The following is a 22,549-nucleotide window of genomic DNA, read 5'->3' as shown; positions in this document are numbered from 1 at the left end:
AAAAATCATGTCCGGCAGTCCGTCCTGGTCCATGGCCGCTTTCAAAGCCAGGGCAGTTAAACTTGCGTCCAGAAACTGGCTGTCGGTTTTTACCAGGATGGCCCTGTGTGCTCCCATGGCCAGGGCACTCCTGATGGTTGTTGCAGCAGCAGCTTTGCCCACGGTCACAATCACCACTTCACCGCCCTGTTTTTCAACCAGGCTGACCGCTTCTTCAAGTCCGTACTCATCATATGGGTTGGGTACAAACTTAATTTCTGAATCTTCAAACCCGTTGTCTCCAGCAAGCTTTATACTTGCGGCAGTATCGGGTACATGTTTTATGCATACACAAATTTTCATTCTTCCACTTCCTTATTTATTGGCTCCTAACGCTTCATTCTCTCATTCTTCGGATCATAGACCGGCATTGTGACAACTTGTGCACTGCGCATCCGCCCTAAAATTTCCACATCCATTTTTGTTCCGGCCTTTGCAAACTCAGGTGTTACATAGCCCATGGCAATGCTTTTTTCAACCCTGTGACCGTAACCGCCTGATGATGTCATGCCGATGCGGTCTCCGTCTTTAAAAATCGGGTTGTATCCCCAGGGATCGGAATCTGTTGCTTCAACAACTAAGCAGACCAGTTTCAAAGGAATGCCTTGCTCCTTCTGTTTGAGAATGCCTTGTTTACCGATAAATTCCTTATCCAGTTTTACAGTCCAGGCCACATTGGTCTCAAGGGGAGTATGGTGAACATTCATTTCACTCTTCCAGGCCAGGTATCCTTTTTCAAGGCGCATGGAATCCATGGCATGCATACCGATGAGACGGATATCAACATCGGCCCCTGCTTCCATCAAAGCATTATAAACTGCAATCTGCTGTTCAATGGGATGAAAAATCTCAAACCCCAGTTCCCCAACATAATTCATACGGTTAATGCGGCATTTTGTTCGGCCCACATAAATTTCCCGGCTGGTGGAAAATTTAAATGCCTCGTTGGACACGTCCCCATAAACGATCTTTTCCAATACCTTGCGGCTTTCGGGCCCTACAAGAACCAGACACCCCGTTTTATAGGTGAGATCATCCATTTGGACGGACCCGTCGGAAGGAAGGTTGACAATCATCCAGTGCTGATCATGTTTTTTCCCGACACTTGCTGTCACACAGAAAAATTCCTCTTCATGGACCCGTGTAATGGTCATGTCTGATTTGAAATTTCCATTGATATCCAGCATGGGGCTTAAGGCGATGGTACCGTCTTTTTCCGGCACTCTCTGGCAAGTCATGTTATTAAGCCATGCTTTGGCACCCGGACCTGAAATTTTTGTTTTGGCAAAACGGGTAAGATCGATGATCCCCACCTTGTTCATAGCGTGCCGGCATTCAGCACCTACATGCTCGAATGCATTGGACCGTCTCCAGGAAGGGGTTTCATAGGAGTCTTTGCCCTTGGGGGGGAAGTAATTTGGGCATTCCCACCCATAGTAGTCTCCAAATACAGCATTAGCCGCTTTCTGGTATTCGTAAATCGGGCTAGTCCTGTTGGGCCTTGCCGCATCTCTGAACTCGTTGGGAAAGAAAGTAGAATAGAGTCTTGGATAAATATCTGCAATTTTTTCATGGTTATATGCCCAGTTGGCATGGGAACCGAATCGTCTGGAATCTACATGCCACAGATCAATTTCAGGTTCACCGTTCATGATCCATCCGGCAAGGTAGTGCCCGATGCCTCCGGCCTGGGTAATACCGAAACTGTACCCGCAGGCCTGGAAAAAGTTTTTCAAAGGTGCGGCAGGACCCACCAGGGGATCACCATTTGGCGTATAGGTAATGGGACCGGCTGTCACATGTTTAAATCCGGTATCTCCGAGAATGGGGAATCTTTCCATCCCCGCCTCAATACAGTCTGCAATATTATCAATATCCGGGTTCAGTTCTTCCTGGGCATAATCCCATGGCACCCCGTTCTTTTTCCACTGCTGTCCGTTTGCCTCATACATGCCTAAAATCAGGCTGTCCATCTCCTGTCTCAAGTAAACGGATTTATCAGGATCCCGCACCAGGGGCAGCATGGTATCTCTATCTTCAACCGCATTGATTTTTTCATACAGGATATGGGTGTGTGCAATGGCAATGGAAGGAATTTCAAGCCCAACCATTTTCGAAATCTCCGGTGCCCAGAGCCCTGCTGCATTGATCACAACTTCACAGGTAATGTCTCCTTTGTCGGTTTTGACGACCCATTCATCGGATTTTTTCTGCTCAATACCGGTGACCAGAGTGTGAAGGTTGAGCTCAGCTCCGTATTTTCTTGCTCCTTTTGCCATAGCCTGGGTCATGGAGGCCGGGTCCACATCTCCGTCATCCGGCCAGTAAAGCCCGCCTAAAAGGCCATCCGTATTCATCAACGGATGAAGTTTACCCATCTCCTCTGGTGTCACAAAACTGACATCCAGGCCAAGACATCGGTTCATGGAATAATAATATCCCAGTTCATCCATGCGGCCGGGATTGTCTGCGGTTTTAATAGAGCCTGTTGTATGCCAACCGGTGGATTGACCGGTTTCCTGTTCCAGCTGTTTGAAGATCTCAATACTCTTCATATTGATCTGGGTGCAATAGTAACTTGGATGATAAAAAGATACATTTCCTGCCGCCATCCAGGTAGATCCCGAAGTCAATTCGTGTTTTTCAATCAGCACAACATCTTTCCATCCATATTTTGCCAGGTGATAAGCAATACTGACACCGATTGCGCCACCACCGATAATGACTGCTCGTGCATTGGTTTTCATTATTTATAAATCTCCTTTTTAATCCGTCTTCTTTTATTTCCTGCCGTTTAAAAAATATCGCAGTACCTTGTTTTTAGGTTTTCTGATATGGGTATCATAAAAATACGAAAATCCCCCGGGGTAATAGATCATTACCAGGATCAATACCAGAGAGTAAATAACCAGGTTCAATCCCGGCAGGTTTGACAGGGTGGACCGGACAATTTCCATAATAAATATAAAGGGAAATGCAATGACAGCGCCTCCCCATAAACTTCCTCTTCCACCTATATAGGCCACAGCAAGGACTTCAACCGTTTTAGATGTATGCATGACATCCGGAGTCAGTATACCGTAAAAATGGGCATAAAATCCGCCAAGAATCCCGGCTATAGCGCAGGACACGGTAAAATTAAAAACCCTGTAATAAACCGGATTAATCCCTGAGGCCCTGGCGGCATCCATGTTCTGGCCGATGGCCTGGAATGCCAGCCCCATTTTGGAGCGTACAATCAATTTACATGCCAGGTATATTAAAAACAATAGTATAACCATCAAAAAATAAAACGGTGCATTTGAATCGGTCTCAAAAAGGCGGGGTGTGCGAAGTCCCAAAGGTCCCCGGGTCAACCAGACCATCTTAGTGGCAAGCCCCATAATAGCCAGACCGAAAAACCAGGAAAGACATGCTGCGAAAATTCCCCTGAGGCGCAAAGAGATCATTCCAATAATCAGTCCCATAAAACCTGCGGTAATGCCACCCGCCGCCATGGCCAGCCAGGGAGACAGCCCCATGTTGATGACTAAAAGTGCCGAGGTATAACCACCAAAACCAGATACTGCCGCATATCCGAAATTGACAATACTGATATATCCGGCAGTCAAATCAAATCCCACACTCATAGCGGCAATAAAGCCACAGTAAATCAGCCATCGAAGCATATACTCCTGATTGAAAGGCGGGATATAAGGAAGGGCAAATAATAAGACCAGCCCCAATAATCCTACCGGTGTCAGACATAATTTATCAAGCAATTTGTCAAATGGATTCATTTGTTGACTTGTTATTGTATTATCCATAAAATCTCCTATTTATCCAATTCCCTATTTGTCTAGTGCACCACGAACATCAGAACCAAATATCCCGCTGGGTTTAAAAATCAGAATCAACATAATCAAGGCTGACGGAACAACAAAATCCCATCCTGCACCGATATATTCAACTGTGATGACCTTCAGCAAAGCCACCATAAATGCACCGGCTACAGCTCCCAGAATATTTCCAAGGCCTGAAAGAATAACCACAAACCATGCCAGATATAAAGGCTCAAGCCCTACCGTGGGGTATGAAGGGTACATGAATAAAAGGCTGCCGCCTGCCACTGCCGAAAGCGCACAGGCCAGAGAAATGGTTAAGAGAACAATTTTTTCAATATCTATGCCCACAATCTGGGCGCCTGTGATATCCTGAGATACCGCACGAATCGCCATTCCCGTCCGGGTATAGGTCATAAAAAACCAAAAAAGCGACACGACTATGACTGCAATCACGAAGGCCATGGCTCTGTCCCTGGATATGAACACATCTGCAATGGAAACGGGCATACCCGTCCAGTATCCGACAATACCCTTAAAGTCTGCTCCGAATATAAGTTGATGCAGATTAATCAATAGCATACTTAAACCTACAGTGAGTAAAAAGGAGTTCATAACCCAATTGTCTGTAGATCGCTTTCGCAAGGGGCCAAACACCAGTTTTTCCGCGACAATACCGCTGATTGCACCCACAATCGCAGCACCGGCCATGGCAATCAAGGGACCGATCACGGCTATGAATGACTCCGGGTTTTCACCGATATAATTACTGATAGGAGTAAATACATAATAGGCTGTCAAAGAACCGATCATGAAAAATTCACCATGGGCAAACATGGCAATATTGAGTACCCCCAGCATCAAGGTGAGGCCTGTGGCGACCAAAGCCAGCATACCACCGGTGACAATAGTATTTACAAGCAGGTAGGGACCGGAAGCAATGGAGGCAAGCACGGCAATCACGATCGTTGCCGTGATAGAAAATCCTGCTGCTGATTTCATCCAGTTTAAAAATTTGGAAACTATGTTATTTGACATCAATTTATTTCTCCAAAGTTCGGATTAAACGCCAAGAAATACTTTTCTGACATGGGGATCATCCGCCAGGTCGCAGCTTGCGCCTTGAAGACCGATTTTACCATTTTCAAGAATATACCCTCGATCGGTGACGGCCAGTGTCTTGGTGACATTTTGTTCCACCAGCATGATGGTGACTCCCTGATCCTTAAGCACATCCAGAGATTCAAACACATTTGCCACCAACTGCGGTGCCAGTCCAAATGAGGGTTCGTCCACCAGGAGCAACTTGGGATCAGACATCATACCCCGGCCGATGGCCAGCATTTTGCGTTCACCGCCACTCATGGTCCCGGCCAGCTGATCCTTTCTCTCGGCCAGGCGGGGAAACAGGCTGAACACAAAGTCAAGGCGTTCATTCTGAATTTTTTTATCTTTGATAATATAGGCACCCATGTAAAGATTTTCCCGGACCGACATATTTACAAACAAATTCATTTCCTCAGAAACAAAGGAAATCCCCTTTTTTGTAATCTGAGAAGCAGAAAGTCCTGTAATATCCTCTCCGTTAAAAATAATACCGCCTCCCATGGGAGATATCAGCCCTGCAATGGTTTTCATAGTTGTACTTTTCCCAGCGCCATTGGGTCCTACGATACAGACATATTCACCTTTATCTATATTCAATGAGACGGAGCGCAATATCTGCAGATATCCATATCCTGCATCAAGATTCTTCACTTCTAACAGCATAACATCTCCATTGATTCTTACTTAAAATTAATCATTATCTAAATTAATCGTCATTTGGGCTATCCAAGATAGGCTTTGGTAACCTTGGGATCATTAGCCACTTCCTGTGTCAACCCTTCAGCGATTTTTGTTCCGAACTGAATACATAAAAGCCGGTTGCACACTGCCATGATCAGCTGCATGATATGTTCGATCATGAGAATAGAAATGCCTTTTTTGCTGATCTTGTTGATGATTCTCATGATATCATTGAGCTCTCCCTCACTTAAACCCGAAGCCAGTTCATCCATGAACAAAAGCCTGGGATTGCTGGCGAGAGCACGGGCTAAATCCAGGCGTTTAAGCTGTACCGTGTTGAGCTGTTCTGCTACAACCGTTTCCGCCATTGGGAATTCCACAAAATCAAGCATTTCCCTGGAATGGTCAACGGGATCCTTCACTTTCCCGGACTCATTGCCAAATATAGTGGCGGTCATAACCGTCTCAATGGCTGTCATCTTCGGAAAAGGGCTGGGGATCTGGAATGTACGGGAAAGGCCCAGGCGGCACATCTTTTCAGGCGTTAAACGGGTGGTATCGTCCCCAAACATTTTTACGCTTCCGGAAGTCGGGGGATTTAAACCTGAAATGGCGTTTATAAATGTTGTTTTACCAGCCCCGTTGGGACCGATCAAACCCATAACATCTCCCTGATTCAATGTCATGGAGACGTCATTTACTGCTGTTAATCCACCAAATTTTTTGGTTAAATTACTGGTTTCCAATACAATCATCTTAGCCTCTGATTCTTTTTAAATTTAAAGATTAAAAAATAGAGGATAACATTGCGTATCCTCTATCTTCATTTATGTCAGGCTATTTTTGTTGGAAATCTTTTTCTTTCCAGACATCTGGAAAAATCATGTAGCCTTTTCCCTTCTGATACTGAAGAATAGGGAAAAAATAGGCATCCGGTGCAACCACCATATCCGGCATGGTGTCTGCGGTGTATTTGTATTCGTTCATGATGATGGCGCCGTCTTTTTTACCATAGGTGAGTTTGCCGGTGTTGACTTCCTCCACCATAGTTTTATGAATGGTTTCCTTATCAAGTTTTCCATGAAGTTCATTGGTTCTCTGAAGAATTTTGATAAACATCCGGATACCGTCATAGGAAAGTCCGCCGGCAGACGGGCTGGGATTAAACCCGTATTTTGCCTTGATATCCTTTGCCCACTGCTGTGCTTCTTTTGTAGTCAGCTGGGGAATACTGTCAAGCACATAATTAGAGGCAGGTCCTGTCATTTTGTACCAGTCACCGATCCAGCCAAGACCCGAGGCGACAATCACGCTTTTAAGTCCTACTTCCACGCTTTGTTTTACAAACGCGGTAATGGCCGAAGGAGAGGTAGAAGTCCCTGCAACAACGGCAACACCGGCTTTTTTGTATTTGCTTAAAAGAGGATAAAAATCAGTCTGGGTGGCTGGAAAATATTCTTCTGAATGAATCTTCCATCCACTGTCCAGAAGGGCTTTTTTATAAGAACCGCCAGCACTTCTTCCCCAGTCTGTATCCTCGCCGTAAATGGCAGCCAGTTTCTTTTTGGGTTTGAATGTTCCGGCTTCAATGGCTTTGTTTAACGCAACAATATAATTTTTTTCAAGTTTTGCAGGTACGGGCCAGCCTTTGCCGCCCCAATAGGAATATTTTTCAGGATCTGCCTGCCATTTTTCATTCACCACCTCAGAGGCACCAAAACCAAACATATGGGGCACCTTATATTGAGCTGCGACATCCATGACGGCAATCGCAACAGAAGAATGCCAGTTCAAGACGCCGGCCTGGATGCCTTTACCTTCAACTGCTTCTGCATAGGCACCGGATGCTTTGGCCGGATCTGACTGTGAATCCACCCAGACCACTTCAATTTTGTAATCACCTACTATAGAATCAATGGTATCCAGTGCCATTTCTACTGACGCTTTAAACTCTTTACCCGTTTGGGCTGAAGGACCGGTGAAAGGCCCTAACACACCGACTTTCAGTGTTTTGCCGGCGGCAAAGCATTGGCCTCCTACGATGAAAAGCAAGGCAATAACAATCGTAATAATTTGTTGAATCTTTTTTGTACCCATAAATTTTCCCTCCTAAATTAATAATGATGAAGCAATCTACACAAACAATTTTAAACAATCTTTAATGAATGCACTTAGTATACCAGTCATGAAGATGATTTTTGTAATAAATCGAAATTTTAATCTGTCCAATAAAGTGAAACAGCGATAAAACAGTCTTTTTTTAAAAAATTATTCAACTATACAAAAATAATATTTCATATATATTTTAAAATAATATTAAAAATATATTAAAAAATTTTTACAACTTACTGTAAATTTTTTTACGGTTTTCGGTAGGAGCTATTTATCGAATAAAATAATCCTGCCGCCTGATCTGATACTTTTTAAGCTTATAATGAAAGGATTGAGGCGAAATTCCAAGGCTTCTTGCCGCTTTTGCAGCATTACCAAGATTTTTTTTCAGGGCATTACAGATCATCTGTTTTTCTCTTGCAGCCTGGTTCTCAACCAGGTTTGAAGCTATCTTATACTGATCTTGTTTTACAATTTCAGGTATCTGGTTTTTTGCAAAGGGAAAAATATGGGGCGGCAGATGCTTCTGCCTTATGATTCTGCCACCGGCCACCATATTCATTGAGGCTTCAATAATATGTTGAAGTTCCCGGACATTTCCGGGCCAGTGATAGTTGCTGAACCAGTCAGATACGTTTTTGGAAACAGTTGACACCTGTACATTCAGGGCTTGATTATATTTTGCAATAAAATACCGGGTCAACTCTTTTAATTCGTTTTTCCTTTCCCTTAACGGTGGCAGCATAATGAAAACCACACCCATTCTGTAAAACAGGTCCATCCGTACTGCTCCCTTCTGGATAATCTCCAACGGCGCCTGCCCCACTGAACTGAGTATTTTCACATCCAGGTCAATTTCTTTTAAAGACCCCAGCTTTCTGACCTTTCTTTCCTGAATAACACGTAAAAGCTTGGCCTGGAGTGTCAGCGGCATGGAATCCAGCTCATCTAAAAGAATGGTCCCTCCATTGGCCTGCTCAAAAAGACCGCTTTTATTGATAGCGCCGGTAAAAGCCCCTTTTGAAGTTCCAAACAGGATCCCTTCCAAAAGATTTTCCGGAATTGCCGCACAGTTTACAGGAATAAAGGGTTTCTTTTTTCTTGAACTGTGATTGTGAATCGACTGGGCAAACAACTCTTTTCCGGTTCCGGTCTCTCCATAAATCATTATAGAGGATGGCGAGTCTGACGACATTTTGGCAACCCGTACTGCATTGCGTGTATCCGGGTCTGATCCGATGATATCGGAAAAATGAAACCGTGCGCTATTTTTGGTTTTCTTTTTTTGAGGGGAATTCTGGTTTTGAACAATTATTTCTTCCAAAAGCTGATAATCTTTTGAAAAATTAATGGCGCCAATCAACTTTCCGGATTTATATAAGGGATAGGCATGATTGATAATATTGGCTATCTTGCCCGAGCGTGTCCGGTACATCAGTGCTTCATGCAGTATTGGTTTGCCACTTTTCAGGCATTTCATTGTAGGGCTGGTGTCATTGGTAAGCTGGTAAATATCTGTAATTTTTTTGCCTATCGCATCTTTTGGATCAACATCATCAATCTTTGCCTGGGTTTCATTAAAAAACCTGACGGTACCTTTGGCATCCGAGATGACCACGCCTTCATGCATGGCCGATAAAACCCTGTAAATATCAATATCCTCAAAATTAAGTTTATGGGTGACCTTTAGGTTATCCATCTTATTCTCCGGCTGCTTTGTCCGATTTTCCGGCTCGGACTCTAAATAAAAAAATTTTTATAGTTTTTTATCTTTTTTACACTTAAAGATTCCTAGTAAATGCCTGTTTTTAAACAGGAATGCAAGAAAAATAAAAAAATTTTTATTTTTTCAGTTTAATTCAGTCGTGCCTTCATTTAAAAATGATAAAACTATACGATTAACCCTCTAAAATAAAAGAAAATTTAACTAACCAATCATTTCCTGAAAAGCAGATGGCATGGATCATGCAAATTTTATGTAAATAATTAATATTTTACCCAATAACAACAAAAAAACAAAAGGAAGGATTTCATGGATTTTTTTAAATATTTTTCAACAAACCAACTAGAGCAGATTCATGAAGCCACTCTTTTGGTATTGGAAACGACCGGCCTTGTGTTCACGTATAAACCTGCAAGGGATCTTTTTGCAAAGGCAGGCTGTAAAATCGATGGGCAGAGGGTCTTCTTTCCTAAAAAACTGATTGAGGAACAGATCAAAAAAGCCCCATCTCAATTTGCCCTTTATGCCAGAAATCCAGAAAAAAATGTCGTGATCGGAGGCGATCATATCGCCTTTATGCCCTGTTATGGTGCGCCGTTTGTCAATGACATGGATAAAGGCCGAAGACAAGGAACGCTTGAAGACTTCAGCAATTTTGCAAAGCTGGCATATGAAAGTCCCTATATTGATATCACCGGCGGCATGATGACAGAACCTAACGATATCCCCGTTGCTAACCGGAATACAGAAAGAATTTATTCAGCCATGATTCATTCTGATAAACCCTTTATGGGAGCTGGAACCAGTGCCGAAGATGCGCTAGAAACAATTGAAATGGCGTCCATGGTGTTTGGAAGCCGCGAAGAAATGGCAGAGAAGCCTCCGTTTATCAGTATTTTAACATCACTGACACCATTGGGATTTGACGACAAAATGTGCGGCGGCATAATGGAGTATGCAAAAGCAGGGATGCCTCAGCTCATCTCCTCTCTTGCCATTGCCGGCGCCACAGCCCCGGTCACCATGGAAGGAACCCTGGTGGTCCAGAATGCTGAAATCCTTGCCGGCATCACCCTGGCCCAGCTTGTCCGGGAAGGCACTCCGGTCGTGTTTGCCGGCTCGTCTTCAGCTGCGGCCATGCGGTACGGCACCTTGAGTATTGGGGCACCGGAAATGGCAGTCAACACAGCGGCCACAGCCCAGATGGGACGATTTTATAATCTCCCGGTTCGAGGGGGTGGTGCATTGACAGATGCAAAAACCGTTGATTCACAGGCAGCATATGAATCCATGATGAGCATGATGATGGCCACCCTGAGTGGTATTAACTTCGTGCTTCACTCTGCCGGTATCCTGGAAGGGTATATTACGGCATCCTATGAAAAATTCATCATTGACACTGAAATATGCGGGATGTGCAAACGAATTAAACGCGGTGAAGAAATTACAGCTGAAAAGCTGGCTGTGAATGCTATAAAAGAAGTGGGTCCTGGAGGCGAGTACTTAACCCATATGCATACGTTCAAACATTTTAAACAAGAACTCTATTCCCCGGTCATAGAGGAACGGGATAATTTTACCAGTTGGGAGAACAAAGGCAGTCTCACCATGGAGCAACGGGCCAATGCCAGATACAAAGAAATTCTCGAAAACTATAAAAAGCCTGACATGGACGAAGCGGCCCGCAAAGGTCTTGATGCATATATTAATTCTATTCGGAACGCCTAAATAGAAAGGAGGCAAACATGTTATTGGGACTGCACACCTATAGCTTTCACCTGCACGGTATGGGGCAGAACTGGGGAGGGCACAAGCTCTCCTGGCCAAGGGTGATGAATATTTTTAAACTCATGGACTGGGCGGTTGACAACGGTCTTGACGGTCTTCACATTACAGCGGTTGACTGTGAATCCACGGACAGCGCCCAGCTTATTAAAATCAGGGAGGAGGCTATAAATCATGGCCTTTATCTTGAATACAATTTTTCCCTGGATGAAGAATTTGATCCCAGACTGACCCATACCTTGGAAGAGGGCATCAAAATTGCCCATACCCTTGGATCTGATATTGGAAAAGTCAGTCTGGACCTGCGCCGCCCCCGCCCTTTGTGCGCAAGCCGTCATCACCCGGACATTATGGAGCAGCTCACCCATATTGCAAAGCTCACTAAAAAAGCCGCTCCCCTGGCAGAAGACAACGGTGTCAGGCTGGCTTTTGAGAATCATACTGAATCTTTTGCCAGTGAGATATTGTGGCTGATTGATGACGTCAGCCACCCCTTTGTAGGTGCCTGTGTGGATACGGTCAACTCTGTGATGGTCTTGGAAGATCCCATGACAGCCATTGAGACCCTCGCGCCAAAGTCCTTTACAAACCATTTTTGTGACCACAGAATCGAGCGGGATCAATTCGGGTGCAAATTTACCGGTGTGGCCTGTGGCGACGGGGATATTGATCTAAAAAAAGCACTTAAAATTTTCAAGGAAACTTCATCCATGAACCGCATCAACATCGAAGTTGAATGGGATGCAGGAAATGATGACCCTGAAACGGCAAGAAAAAAAGAATACGAGGCAGTCGTAAAAAGTATCCGATACTGTCGCGATGTTTTAAATATTCAAAAATAACAGGAGGCCTGAACAATGAAGATTACCGCGATTAGAGCAACCCCGGTTAATATCCCGTTGGAAGTACCCTTTTACTGGTCTGTGGGGCTATATCCGGGAACCTCCAAAGTCATTATTGAAATAGAGACGGATGAAGGTATCATTGGCCTTGGCGAAGCACCTTCATGGGATTGTGCTCATGTCATTAACAAAGATATAGGGCCCCGGTTAATCGGTCATGATCCTCTGGACATTATTGGGTGTGAGATGAAATGTGTACCGGAATGGGTTGTTGTTCAAAATACGGATGATGCTTCAGTGGTCAAGGCATTTGGGGGTATTGAGATTGCCCTGTGGGATATCCGGGGAAAAGCCTGGAACCAGCCGTTGTATAAACTTTTAGGCGGTGCGGTCAGAAAAGAGATTCCTTTTACAGAATATTTTGGTTTTCGAGTAGAAAAAAATGGTGTCGGGGGTGAAACCACACCGGAACAGGTTGATGACTATTGTCTGAAAATGCGTGAGGAACACGGTTCGACAATGTTTGAGGGAAAGTTAAGCCTGGGAGATCCTCATCTTGAGATTGCCACGGTAAAAATGTTGAGGGAAAGTCTTGGTGATACAGACATGATCCGGCTGGACTCAAATATGTCCTGGTCTCTATCAACGGCAAAACACATTTTAAGGGAGATAGAACCGTATAATATTCGAAATTACGAAGATCCGGTTTCAACCTTTGAACAGATGGCTCAGCTGAGAAAAAATAATTCCATTCCCTTTTCAACCCATATCCCTGATATCACAAGGGCGGTAGCACTGGGGGTGCCGGATAATATTGTGACCAATTTTGCAGTACTGGGTGGAATCAGAAGAGCGATTCGGTTTATCGGTGCCTGTGAAGCCATGGGCGTGGGCTTCTGGTGTTACAGCGGAGATGCAGGTATCTGTACAGCAGCATATCTTCATGTAGTGGCTGCCACCGAATGGATTCACGAGCCCAGCCAGTCCCTGTTTCGCTGGCAGGTTGATGATGTGATCGAACAAGGTCCGTTCAGGCAGATCAATAATGTTATTTCGGTTCCAGAAGGTCCTGGTCTCGGCGTAACTCTATCTGCCCAAGGATTAAAACGGTGTCATCAAAGGTTTGTTGATGACGGTCCCATGGATCATTTTTTTAATCCTGACACCCCGGGAAGGTTATGCAGACTTCCTCGAAATTAATATTAATACTTAAAAAACATCAAACAGCCATATTAACCATAGCAAATACTGGAGGAAACAATGGGGATAGCCACAGAAGATCTCAATTTTAAACCAAGCCTACGCGTTATTAACGATGTGCAGATGAACCAGATTCATGCGGCAACATTGGAGGTCCTGGAACGGACAGGCGTTAAGATGACCCATCCCAGGGGACTTGAAATACTTGACGGGGCTGGGGCAAAAATCCAGAATAACAGGGTCAGAATCCCTTCATGGATGGTGGAAGATGCCATTGCCAAAGCACCTCATCGAATAGTCCTTGGCAACCAAAAAGGGGAACGGACAGTTTTTCTTGAAAAGGACAACTCTTATTTTGGTCCCAGTCTTGACTGCATTGATTACATGGACCCTAAAACCCATGAAAGAGTCAGATTTACCAGTGATCATATTAAGGCAACAGCCGCCTTGTGCGATGGTCTTGATCATTTTGACTGGTGCATGATTATTGGCATGGCAGATGATGTACCGCCTGATATTGCTGATCGTGTGGTGGTGAGAAACACAATGCAATACTGCGACAAACCGCTTGTTTTCTGTTGCAAGGACACTAACAGTACCAAGGATATTTATGAAATGGGACTGCTGCTGTGTGGCGGCAAAGAGAATTTTGACAAAGCCCCGTGTCTTGTCCATTATTCTGAACCCATTTCTCCTTTGCTTTATTATGATCCTGCTGTGGATAAAGTAATTTTCTGTGCTGAAAACAATATTCCTCTGATCAATTTTCCCGCACCCCAGGCCTGCGGATCAGCTCCGGCTACCTTTGCCGGCACCATTGTGCAGGGAAGTGCAGAATCCTTAAGCGGACTGGTCCTCCATCAGCTTATTAATCCGGGAGCACCTTTTATATATGGGGCCTTCACAACCATAATGGATATGAAAACAACGATTTTTTCATATGGTGCTACTGAACTCAGCCTGATGACAGGCGCCATGGCACAAATGGCACAATATTATCAATTGCCCTTTTTTGGGACTGCCGGTGCCACCGATGCGAAATTCTGTGATGCCCAGGCAGGAGCAGAAGTGGCATTTCAATGCCTTACATCTGCAGCTGTCGGGTCTGGCCTGATCCATGACTGCTCAAGCTGGATGGATCATGGCAGTCTGGTCTCGCCTGAATTTATGGTACTGACACATGATATTGTGGATTCGGTCCATCATTTTATGAAAGGCATCCCGGTTACACAGGAAACCCTTGCCATTGATGTCATTGACAAGGTGGGGCCGGGTGGCCACTATCTCATGGAGAACCATACCATGGATCATTTCAGGCAGATAAAATACTCAGACCTTTTTGATCGAAGTATTTACAACAAATGGGAAGAGTCGGGTTCAAAAAAACTTGAAGAGCGGTTACAGGCCCTAACTCTGAAAAAAATGGAGCATAAACCAAGACAGCTTCCAAAGGAAATAATCAAAGAACTTGATAGAATGCAGGCCTCCTGGAAATAGAAGGATAAAATTAAAATGAATTTAATATTCAACCATGAAAATTGCTCGGGCTGCGGTATCTGCAAACTGGCCTGTAGCATAGTAAATTTCAAACAGATCACACCCGCCAGGGCACTGCTGAGAATTGAAGGGCTGTTTCCGGCACCAGGACACTATCAAATCCATTTTTGTGATCAATGTGGTATATGCGCCGAAGTCTGCCCGGTGGAGGCCATTGAACTTGAAAATGGAGTCTACCGGATCAACGAGGAGGAATGCATTGCCTGCCGTGAATGTGTGGAGGCATGCCCCCAATCCGTCATGATGATTCAAAGCGAAAATGACATGCCGGCCAAATGTATTCTTTGCGGAGAATGTGCAACGGTCTGCCCCAGGCAGGCAATTATGATATCTGAAGAAGAAAATGTAGCGGGGGGTCAATAATGGATGGATATGCAGGAAAAATTTTACGGATTGATCTGAGTAAAGAAGAAATTTTAAAAGAGCCGCTGTCTGAAAAAATGTGTGATGAGTTCATTGGCGGCAGGGGCTTTGTTGCAAAAACCCTGTACGAAGAATTACCACCGGATACAGACCCTTTTGATAAGGACAATCTTTTTATTATTGCCACAGGTCCCTTGTCCGGCCATTTTCTTCCGGCCAGCGGCAAAACCCACTTTGGGTCAAAATCCCCGGCCACCGGCGGATATGCAGATTCAAACATGGGAGGCCATTTTGGACCGGCCTTAAAATATGCCGGGTATGATATGGCAGTCATCATTGGAAAAACAAAAACCCCAAGCTATCTTTTTATCGAAGATGATACCATTGAAATCAGATCTGCCAAGGCCTATTGGGGCAAGGGCTCGCTTACCTGTGAAGAGATGATGAAAAAAGATCTGGGAGAAGAATTTCAGATCCTGACCATCGGGCCCGCCGGGGAAAACCTGGTAAAATTTGCCTGCATTTCCCACGATTTCGGGCGCCAGGCTGGACGAACCGGTATCGGTGCTGTCCTGGGATCTAAGAATATCAAGGCCATTGCTGTCAGAGGCACGGGCAGTATCCCGGTAAACGATGTTGAAAAAGCCTATGCTAAAGGAAAAGACGCGTTTGAAAAGGTATCTCAAAAGCCGGGGTTCAAAGGGTGGACACCGGAAGGGACCGCCGGTATTACTGACTGGGTCAATGAGATCGGGGCCTTTCCCGCAAAGAATTTTCAAACCTCCCATATAGACCACGGCCACATGATTAATGGTAAAAAAATCATAGAACGGCTTAAAATTACAGACAAGGGATGTTATTGCTGTCCCACGCCCTGCGGTAAATACGGTCACACCAAAACAGCTTTGGGCTCAGCCTACATGGAAGGCCCTGAATTTGAGACTATCTCCCTTTTTGGAGGCAGCTGCATGCTTAAAACCATAGAGGAGGTTGCCTATGCGAATTTTTTGTGTGATGAACTTGGTATTGATACCATATCCGGGGCTTCTGTTGCAGCCTTTGCCATTGAATGTTTTGAAAAGGGAATAATTTCAGCAGATGATATCGGAAAAAAAGTTGAATTCAGTGATCTTGAGTCCATTGTATATCTTTTGAACCTGATGAGCTTAAGACAGAATGATCTAGGTGATCTGCTGGCACAGGGGGTTAAAATTGCTTCTGAAAACATCGGGAACGGGTCTGAAAAATTTGCCATTCATGTCAAGGGTCTGGAATGGACCGGATATGAATGCCGCAATGCACCTTCCATGATGCTGGCCTATATGACGGCAGATATAGGGGCGCACCATAACCGCGCATGGGTTTTGGGTCATGATGTGGTCGGGTCTGCCACCAATGTGCATGATCTGATCTCTGCCGGGGCTGGTAGTGACAAAAGACCCAAAGCCATAGTTTCAGGTAAGGATTCAGCAAAATTTGTCATAGATTCCCAGCATACGCGCCCGGCCTTTGACCTTTTAGGATGCTGCCGGCTCCAGATGATGGAGCTGGGCTTTGAAGTTGAAAATTATGCTGAACTCTATACCGTGATCACAGGGAAAAAAATGACCTGGGATGATCTGCTCAAGATATCTGAAAAAATATGGAACCTGACACGAATGATATCGGCAAGAGAAATAAAGGATTTTGGCCGTAACCTGGACTATCCGCCTGTGCGGTTTTATGAGGAACCAACCCCAAGCGGACCCAATAAAGGACATTGTATCAGCCTTAAGGAGCTGGACGAACTCTTAGACGCTTATTATGGCGCACGGGGATGGGATAAAAATGGCATCCCGACAAAAAAAACACTTGACCGTGTCGGACTGAAGCATATGATTTAATGATGATAATAAAGGAAACTTAAATATGAGTAAAATAACCATTCCCCTGACGTTTAACACAAAAACAGCAGATGCGGTTGTCATAGGCGGCGGCATCGTTGGAGCTGCAACGGCTTTCTGGTTATCCAGAACCGGTATGAAGGTCATCCTGGTTGAAAAGCGGGATGGTCTTTCAAGCCTTACCACTGCGGCCAGTGCAGAGTGTTTTCGTACCCAGTTCACTGAAAAATCCATGGCTGATATTGCCCTTCCCAGTGTGGAAATGTTTGAAAATTTCCAGGACGTGGTAGAATTATCTGATATTGATATTCATCTCAGGCAGAAAGGCTATCTGTTTGTGACCGATGATGAAACCCAGGTGCCGGAGCTTGAAAAAGCCATTCAGACCTATCAGACCCTTGGGATACCCGGATCTGAACTGATCACAGGAGATGATCTTCATGACCGCTTTCCCTTTCTTGCTCCCGGAGCACTTGCAGCCTCATTTAACAACAGGGATGGATGGCTGTCCACCCATGAAACCACCTATGGCTTTGCAAAAGGCGCGAAAGATGCAGACTTTTTCATGAAAACAATGGTCACCGGTATCCAGAAAGACAGCCAGGGAATTTCTGCTGTGGAGACAGACAAAGGGCTTATCAGCACACGGCTTGTCATCAACTGTGCAGGCCCCTATGCCGGTATTATTGGGAAAATGGCCGGGCTTGATATGCTGCTGACAACGGTCAGACGGCAAAAAGCCTATATCCGAACTAGCCATCCCCTGGTGCCCATGGACGCACCTTTTACAGTGGACCTAAAGAACCACAGCTATTGGCGGCAGGAAGCAGGCGGCGTGCTCTGCGCATGGGTAGACCCGGATGAGCCGGAAAGCCCGCCCGCTGATGAGCTGCCCACAGACTGGGATTTTGCCGCTGAATCCATCCACCGGACATCCCGCCTGAACCCGTTTTTTGAATCCATTGCCGATGACTTAAAAGCTGATGACATTGATGTATCAGCAGGCATGTATGTCTACACCCCGGATGACAAACCCGTGATCGGGCCCTGTGAAGAAATCAAGGGATTCCATCTGAACTGCGGGTATTGGTGCGGTGTCATGATGTCTCCGGCCGCCGGTAAAAGAGTAGCGGATATTGTTATGGGTAAAATGGACAATAAAAATAATCCGTTGCGATACAATCGTTTCAGTGAAGGTGATTTTGAAAAAGGAGACACCTTTTTAAAATGAAAAAAAAGACATATGCAATCGCCTGCGCCGTTCTGGCCATTGATATGAAGCACAGCGCTCAGAAAATAGGGCTTGATATAAACTATAAATTTCTGGAAGCAGGGCTTCACAACAACCCCAAACTGCTCAAGGAAAAACTTCAAGCTGCCATTGACGACATCTCGGCAAGTGGCTTATGTGACCATATTATCATTGGATACGGCATCTGCGGCAAAGGGACTATTGGGGTTCAATCACGGAATGTTCCTTTGGCCATCCCCAAGGTGCATGACTGCGTTGCTCTCTTTTTAGGGGGAGATCAGGCCTACAAAAATGAATTTAAAAAGTTTCCCGGGACATATTATCTTTCAGCAGGATGGTGTGAAGAAAAAACCGAGCCCATGTCCCAGAGAAAGCAATGGGTATATTTTGGTGAAAAAAAACTAAAATTTGATGATCTTGTTGAAAAACATGGCAAAAATGCTGCTCAACAGACCTTTGACTTTCTTAATTCATGGCAGAAAAACTATCAAAGGGCGGCTTTTATCGAAACCGGTGCAAAAACATCTCCCAGGTATGAAAAATTCGCCCAGGAGATGGCCAGTGAATACAACTGGAAGTATCATAAAATAAAAGGAGGCCAGGGCTTGATCGAAAAAATGATCACAGCCAGCCATTCAACATCTGAAATCCTCTTTGTACCACCCGAACACGTGATAGGGTTTGATGCCATACAATCCACGCTGTCTGCCAATCCCATCCTGGATCTTAAAATAAAGATGAATGATACCTCTTCCAGGATAGAAATTGAGGATCAGAAAAATCACATTGATTCTTATATAAAAACCGGATTGGGTATTGATGCCGGTGGGACTTACACTGATGCGGTAATTTATGACCTTGAAAAAAACGAAACTCTCTGTAAAGCTAAATCTTTGACCACAAAGTGGGATTTCACCATAGGAATCAACTCTGCTTTAAAAAAGCTGGATCAGGAAAAACTGCGCGAGATTGAGCTGGTTTCTCTGTCCACAACCCTTGCAACCAATGCCATTGTAGAGAATGAAGGTCAGAAGGTTGGGATAATTCTCATGCCGCCGTATGGTCTTGGTATTGATAAAAATATACCCCACCATCCTAAATCCGTTATTAAAGGACAGCTTGAAATCACGGGCAGGCAAATCATTGCGATTGATCCGGATGAAGTAAGACAGAAAGCTTTACAAATGGTTGAGAGCCATGGGGTGACAGCCTTTGCCGTATCCGGTTATGCCGGCTCTATTAATCCTGAGCATGAAATTCAGGTTAAGGAAATTATCCATCAGCAAACCGGCTGTTTTGTGACCTGCGGCCATGAATTGTCTGACGCCTTAAATTTTCAGACCCGGGCCATCACCGCCATGCTCAACGCAAGGATTATTCCAAGATTGGCAAGTCTTTTGCTGGATCTTGAAAACGTCATGGCAGCCCGTGGCATCCATGCCCCCATCGTGGTGGTAAAAGGGGATGGTACTTTAATGAGTTCAGCCATGGCCAAACAACGGCCGGTTGAAACCATTCTTTCCGGGCCGGCTGCCAGTGTATCAGGCGCAAAACATCTGACCGGAATTAAAGATGCGCTGGTCGTGGACATGGGCGGAACAACAACTGATACGGCTGCCCTGGCAGATGGTCTGGTAACTCTGAACGAACAAGGATCAAACGTCGGGGGACACAGAACTCATGTAAATGCTCTTGAAATTCGAACAGCAGGCCTTGGCGGGGACAGCCTGATCCAATTTGAAAAAGGCGAATTTCTCATCGGTCCCAAAAGAGTGGCCCCCATTGCATGGCTGGGACAGATGGATCCAGGGACCAAAGACGCTTTGAAATTTTTAAATCAGAATTTGCAGCATCATACCGCCTCCACCAGAAAAATGCAGATTCTTGCTGTAACAGGTTCCACAAAACAACTTGAACTGACTCCTCTGGAGAAAAAAATTATTTCTCTGCTGAAAACAAGACCCCATTCTATTGATGAACTGGTCCTAAAAATCAATGTCCTCTCTGACAGCAGTCTTTCCCTAAAGCGCCTTGAAGAAAATTTTATTATCCAGCGATGCGGGCTTACATTGACAGATCTGCTGCATATTACAGGAAAATTCAATAGATGGGACCGGCACATGGCCGAGGAATACTGTGAAATGTTTTGTTTTCTGACTAAAAAACAAATGCCCGAATTGACCCGACATCTCTTGGATATGGGAGTTAATCTGTTAACCCTTGAACTTTTAAAACGCCAGTTGGATGATGAGGTAGATCCTGAAGCCCTGCACACCTGCCCGGTATGTAAAGTTCTGATTCAAAATCTGTTGGCCAAAGGAAATCCCAATTATGAAGTCTCCATAAACCTTAAACGGCCGGTCATCGGTATTGGCGCGCCCATTAAATATTTTCTTCCCAAGGCCGTAAAACCTTTGAGTGCCCAAGCTATCCTGCCGGAAAATGCAGATGTGGCCAATGCCATTGGCGCCATTACCAGTCATGTGGTTATAAAAAAGCAATTAAGGATAATACCCGGGGATCAGGGAGGGTTTATCGTGGAAGGGGTTGCCGGAACTCATCAGTTTAAAGATTTTAATGATGCAGATCTTTTTGCCAGGGAAAAACTGATCGGAATTGTCAGGGAAAGGGCTTCAGCGGCAGGAACCAGCAGCCAAAAAGTTACGCTTGAAACCAAAGACAATATCCCGGCCACTGCCGGCGGGGACCCCATTTTTATAGGAAGAACCCTTTATGGCAGCCTGACCGGGCGTCCTGACATTGTATTAAAAAAACATTCTTTGAAAACAGAAGCGATATTATAATAAAGGAGAGTTTTTAATTTTATGCGTCCGAATAAAACGGAAAATGATCATATGCTGCTGGGACTGCATACCTACAGTTTATATCTGCATGGCATCGGGCAGGCGTGGGCAGGGTTTGAACTGCCCTGGGAAAGACAGCTGAGTACGTTTCAACTTTTCGATCTGGGCATCAAACTGGGACTGGACGGGTTTCATCTGGATGACGGTGTTCTGGAAAGTCTGGATTCCTCTTTTCTCAGTGAAGTTGGTGCATCAGCAAAAGAGAAGAACCTTTATCTTGAGTATAATATGTCCCTTGATCTGGGGCATTTTGGTATCGGCATTCAGCATGATTTAAAAGATGGTCTGAACACAGCCCGGAATATAGGCGCAGACGTGGTAAAGGTCAGTATGGATCTACCGCGGCCCCGTCCAAGGGCAGGCAGCCGGTTTCATCCAGAGGTCATGCCTTATCTGAAGGAAACGATAAAACGGTTGAAATCAGCCGCCCCCATGGCAGAAAGCCATGGCATTCGCTTGGCCCTTGAAAATCATTGTGACAGTTTTTCAGAAGAAATTCTCTGGGTGCTCAAAGAGGTAAATCATCCGTTTGTCGGGGCCTGTATTGATACAATGAATGCCTGGCATATTGCCGAAGATCCCATGAAGGCAATTGAAAATCTCGCACCTGTTGCATTTACAAATCATTTCAGGGATGATCGTGTTGAATTCTGCCGGGATGGTTTCAGAGTCAAAGGGGTGGCTGTAGGTGATGGAGATATTGACATGAAAAAAGCATATGAGCTTATTAAAAGTAAATCCCCTGCCAACCGGATCAATATTGAAACTGAGATGGGGATAAGTCTGGAAGACAGGGATACTGCTTTACGCCTTGAGATTGAAACCATTAAAAAAAGTATTCATTTTTGCCGGGCAGTGCTTAACATAGGCAAAGAGAGGCAGGATATTGAAAAAACAGATCCATTTTAATGCACCGGCGTTATCCTACCTGACGGGTGAAAACATTATGAAGATTCATCATGGACATCAACACCGGTCCTCAAGAATTTCCAGGGTTGCCATGTGAATTTTCTTGCATTCCTGCTCACCCATCCGAGCATAATGGGCACTGTTTATACTAAATCCATGTATTGATATCATAATATCCCTTTATTGATATTAATCCGGCAATTAAATAACCGCCTCTTGATTAGCATAAGCAATCTTTGGGTGTTTGAAATATTTCATCACCAAATGGCTATGATGGACTTTTAGATTATCCAGAATTAAAAATACTTTTTTCTTAGAGTCTTTAATCAACCGTCCCATGAATTTGATCAAAGTTTGAGAATTCATCTTGTTATCATATACCATGAACCGAACTTTACCCTGGTTTGTGAC

Annotated in this window: 16 protein-coding genes and 2 pseudogenes; 9 read left to right on the top strand and 9 right to left on the bottom strand. The window is 44.7% G+C overall.

The genetic code is table 11. From position 1 onward, the window contains the following. The 8 genes and pseudogenes from HGJ91_RS12035 to HGJ91_RS12000 form a co-directional block, all read right to left on the bottom strand. Window positions 1-342, bottom strand: a pseudogene (locus HGJ91_RS12035) (electron transfer flavoprotein subunit beta/FixA family protein); the annotation flags it as partial. A 26-nt stretch (window positions 343-368) separates the two neighbouring features. Continuing rightward, complete coding sequence (locus HGJ91_RS12030) at window positions 369-2,786, bottom strand: FAD-dependent oxidoreductase (protein WP_291348008.1); 2,418 nt, start codon at window positions 2,784-2,786, stop codon at window positions 369-371. A 33-nt stretch (window positions 2,787-2,819) separates the two neighbouring features. Then, window positions 2,820-3,845: a branched-chain amino acid ABC transporter permease gene (locus HGJ91_RS12025; RefSeq protein WP_291348007.1), complete on the bottom strand. Its 1,026-nt coding sequence runs from the start codon at window positions 3,843-3,845 to the stop codon at window positions 2,820-2,822. Between the two features lie 24 nt (window positions 3,846-3,869). Beyond that, window positions 3,870-4,898 (bottom strand): branched-chain amino acid ABC transporter permease, encoded by a 1,029-nt coding sequence (locus HGJ91_RS12020; RefSeq protein WP_291348006.1) that lies wholly within the window; start codon window positions 4,896-4,898, stop codon window positions 3,870-3,872. Window positions 4,899-4,922: 24 nt separating this feature from the next. Beyond that, a complete protein-coding gene (locus HGJ91_RS12015; protein WP_291348005.1) occupies window positions 4,923-5,630 on the bottom strand; it encodes an ABC transporter ATP-binding protein in 708 nt (235 codons plus the stop codon). Between the two features lie 59 nt (window positions 5,631-5,689). Then, complete coding sequence (locus tag HGJ91_RS12010; RefSeq protein WP_291348004.1) at window positions 5,690-6,403, bottom strand: ABC transporter ATP-binding protein; 714 nt, start codon at window positions 6,401-6,403, stop codon at window positions 5,690-5,692. A gap of 82 nt (window positions 6,404-6,485) precedes the next feature. Then, window positions 6,486-7,745 (bottom strand): ABC transporter substrate-binding protein, encoded by a 1,260-nt coding sequence (locus HGJ91_RS12005; protein ID WP_291348003.1) that lies wholly within the window; start codon window positions 7,743-7,745, stop codon window positions 6,486-6,488. Between the two features lie 286 nt (window positions 7,746-8,031). Continuing rightward, on the bottom strand, window positions 8,032-9,459 hold the full coding sequence (locus HGJ91_RS12000) for a sigma 54-interacting transcriptional regulator (RefSeq protein WP_291348002.1): 1,428 nt from the start codon (window positions 9,457-9,459) through the stop codon (window positions 8,032-8,034). A 333-nt stretch (window positions 9,460-9,792) separates the two neighbouring features. On the opposite strand from HGJ91_RS12000, the gene HGJ91_RS11995 reads away from it, so the two are divergent. From HGJ91_RS11995 to HGJ91_RS11955, 9 genes are read left to right on the top strand one after another with little or no spacing between them, the layout of a single operon-like run. Continuing rightward, window positions 9,793-11,211: a trimethylamine methyltransferase family protein gene (locus HGJ91_RS11995; RefSeq protein ID WP_291348001.1), complete on the top strand. Its 1,419-nt coding sequence runs from the start codon at window positions 9,793-9,795 to the stop codon at window positions 11,209-11,211. Between the two features lie 17 nt (window positions 11,212-11,228). Then, complete coding sequence (locus HGJ91_RS11990) at window positions 11,229-12,110, top strand: sugar phosphate isomerase/epimerase (RefSeq protein ID WP_291348000.1); 882 nt, start codon at window positions 11,229-11,231, stop codon at window positions 12,108-12,110. A 15-nt stretch (window positions 12,111-12,125) separates the two neighbouring features. Continuing rightward, the gene (locus HGJ91_RS11985; protein ID WP_291347999.1) at window positions 12,126-13,310 is read left to right on the top strand and encodes a mandelate racemase/muconate lactonizing enzyme family protein; all 1,185 of its coding nucleotides are present in this window, start codon (window positions 12,126-12,128) and stop codon (window positions 13,308-13,310) included. A gap of 60 nt (window positions 13,311-13,370) precedes the next feature. Beyond that, the gene (locus HGJ91_RS11980) at window positions 13,371-14,807 is read left to right on the top strand and encodes a trimethylamine methyltransferase family protein (RefSeq protein WP_291347998.1); all 1,437 of its coding nucleotides are present in this window, start codon (window positions 13,371-13,373) and stop codon (window positions 14,805-14,807) included. A gap of 15 nt (window positions 14,808-14,822) precedes the next feature. Continuing rightward, window positions 14,823-15,230 carry a 4Fe-4S binding protein gene (locus HGJ91_RS11975; protein ID WP_291347997.1) on the top strand — a complete coding sequence of 136 codons (408 nt, stop codon included), beginning with the start codon at window positions 14,823-14,825 and terminating at the stop codon, window positions 15,228-15,230. Continuing rightward, window positions 15,230-17,113: an aldehyde ferredoxin oxidoreductase family protein gene (locus tag HGJ91_RS11970; RefSeq protein ID WP_291347996.1), complete on the top strand. Its 1,884-nt coding sequence runs from the start codon at window positions 15,230-15,232 to the stop codon at window positions 17,111-17,113. Before HGJ91_RS11975 ends, HGJ91_RS11970 begins: the two co-directional genes overlap by 1 nt. A gap of 25 nt (window positions 17,114-17,138) precedes the next feature. Continuing rightward, window positions 17,139-18,344, top strand: coding sequence for an FAD-binding oxidoreductase (locus HGJ91_RS11965; RefSeq protein WP_291347995.1), 1,206 nt, complete (start codon window positions 17,139-17,141; stop codon window positions 18,342-18,344). Next, entirely contained in the window at window positions 18,341-21,169 is a 2,829-nt protein-coding gene (locus HGJ91_RS11960) for a DUF1638 domain-containing protein (RefSeq protein ID WP_291347994.1), read from the top strand. Before HGJ91_RS11965 ends, HGJ91_RS11960 begins: the two co-directional genes overlap by 4 nt. Before the next feature lie 21 nt (window positions 21,170-21,190). Further along, window positions 21,191-22,138: a TIM barrel protein gene (locus HGJ91_RS11955; protein WP_291347993.1), complete on the top strand. Its 948-nt coding sequence runs from the start codon at window positions 21,191-21,193 to the stop codon at window positions 22,136-22,138. Window positions 22,139-22,387: 249 nt separating this feature from the next. Here the strand turns inward: HGJ91_RS11955 and HGJ91_RS11950 are convergent. Then, window positions 22,388-22,549 (bottom strand): annotated as a pseudogene (locus HGJ91_RS11950) (transposase); the annotation flags it as partial.

The sequence above is a fragment of the Desulfobacula sp. genome (assembly GCF_014237455.1).
GTDB lineage: Bacteria > Desulfobacterota > Desulfobacteria > Desulfobacterales > Desulfobacteraceae > Desulfobacula.
Note: the sequence above shows the minus strand (reverse complement) of the source record. Positions and strands in the feature narration are given on the sequence as shown.

What these genes read in the sequence shown, in the direction of transcription:
- HGJ91_RS12030 (WP_291348008.1), bottom strand. Translation starts at nt 2,786, where the DNA reads ATGAAAACCAATGCACGAGCAGTCATTATCGGTGGTGGCGCAATCGGT.
- HGJ91_RS11970 (WP_291347996.1), top strand. Translation starts at nt 15,230, where the DNA reads ATGGATGGATATGCAGGAAAAATTTTACGGATTGATCTGAGTAAAGAA.
- HGJ91_RS11965 (WP_291347995.1), top strand. Translation starts at nt 17,139, where the DNA reads ATGAGTAAAATAACCATTCCCCTGACGTTTAACACAAAAACAGCAGAT.
- HGJ91_RS11955 (WP_291347993.1), top strand. Translation starts at nt 21,191, where the DNA reads ATGCGTCCGAATAAAACGGAAAATGATCATATGCTGCTGGGACTGCAT.
- HGJ91_RS12010 (WP_291348004.1), bottom strand. Translation starts at nt 6,403, where the DNA reads ATGATTGTATTGGAAACCAGTAATTTAACCAAAAAATTTGGTGGATTA.
- HGJ91_RS12000 (WP_291348002.1), bottom strand. Translation starts at nt 9,459, where the DNA reads ATGGATAACCTAAAGGTCACCCATAAACTTAATTTTGAGGATATTGAT.
- HGJ91_RS11990 (WP_291348000.1), top strand. Translation starts at nt 11,229, where the DNA reads ATGTTATTGGGACTGCACACCTATAGCTTTCACCTGCACGGTATGGGG.
- HGJ91_RS11975 (WP_291347997.1), top strand. Translation starts at nt 14,823, where the DNA reads ATGAATTTAATATTCAACCATGAAAATTGCTCGGGCTGCGGTATCTGC.
- HGJ91_RS12020 (WP_291348006.1), bottom strand. Translation starts at nt 4,898, where the DNA reads ATGTCAAATAACATAGTTTCCAAATTTTTAAACTGGATGAAATCAGCA.
- HGJ91_RS11980 (WP_291347998.1), top strand. Translation starts at nt 13,371, where the DNA reads ATGGGGATAGCCACAGAAGATCTCAATTTTAAACCAAGCCTACGCGTT.
- HGJ91_RS12005 (WP_291348003.1), bottom strand. Translation starts at nt 7,745, where the DNA reads ATGGGTACAAAAAAGATTCAACAAATTATTACGATTGTTATTGCCTTG.
- HGJ91_RS11960 (WP_291347994.1), top strand. Translation starts at nt 18,341, where the DNA reads ATGAAAAAAAAGACATATGCAATCGCCTGCGCCGTTCTGGCCATTGAT.
- HGJ91_RS11985 (WP_291347999.1), top strand. Translation starts at nt 12,126, where the DNA reads ATGAAGATTACCGCGATTAGAGCAACCCCGGTTAATATCCCGTTGGAA.
- HGJ91_RS12025 (WP_291348007.1), bottom strand. Translation starts at nt 3,845, where the DNA reads ATGGATAATACAATAACAAGTCAACAAATGAATCCATTTGACAAATTG.
- HGJ91_RS11995 (WP_291348001.1), top strand. Translation starts at nt 9,793, where the DNA reads ATGGATTTTTTTAAATATTTTTCAACAAACCAACTAGAGCAGATTCAT.
- HGJ91_RS12015 (WP_291348005.1), bottom strand. Translation starts at nt 5,630, where the DNA reads ATGCTGTTAGAAGTGAAGAATCTTGATGCAGGATATGGATATCTGCAG.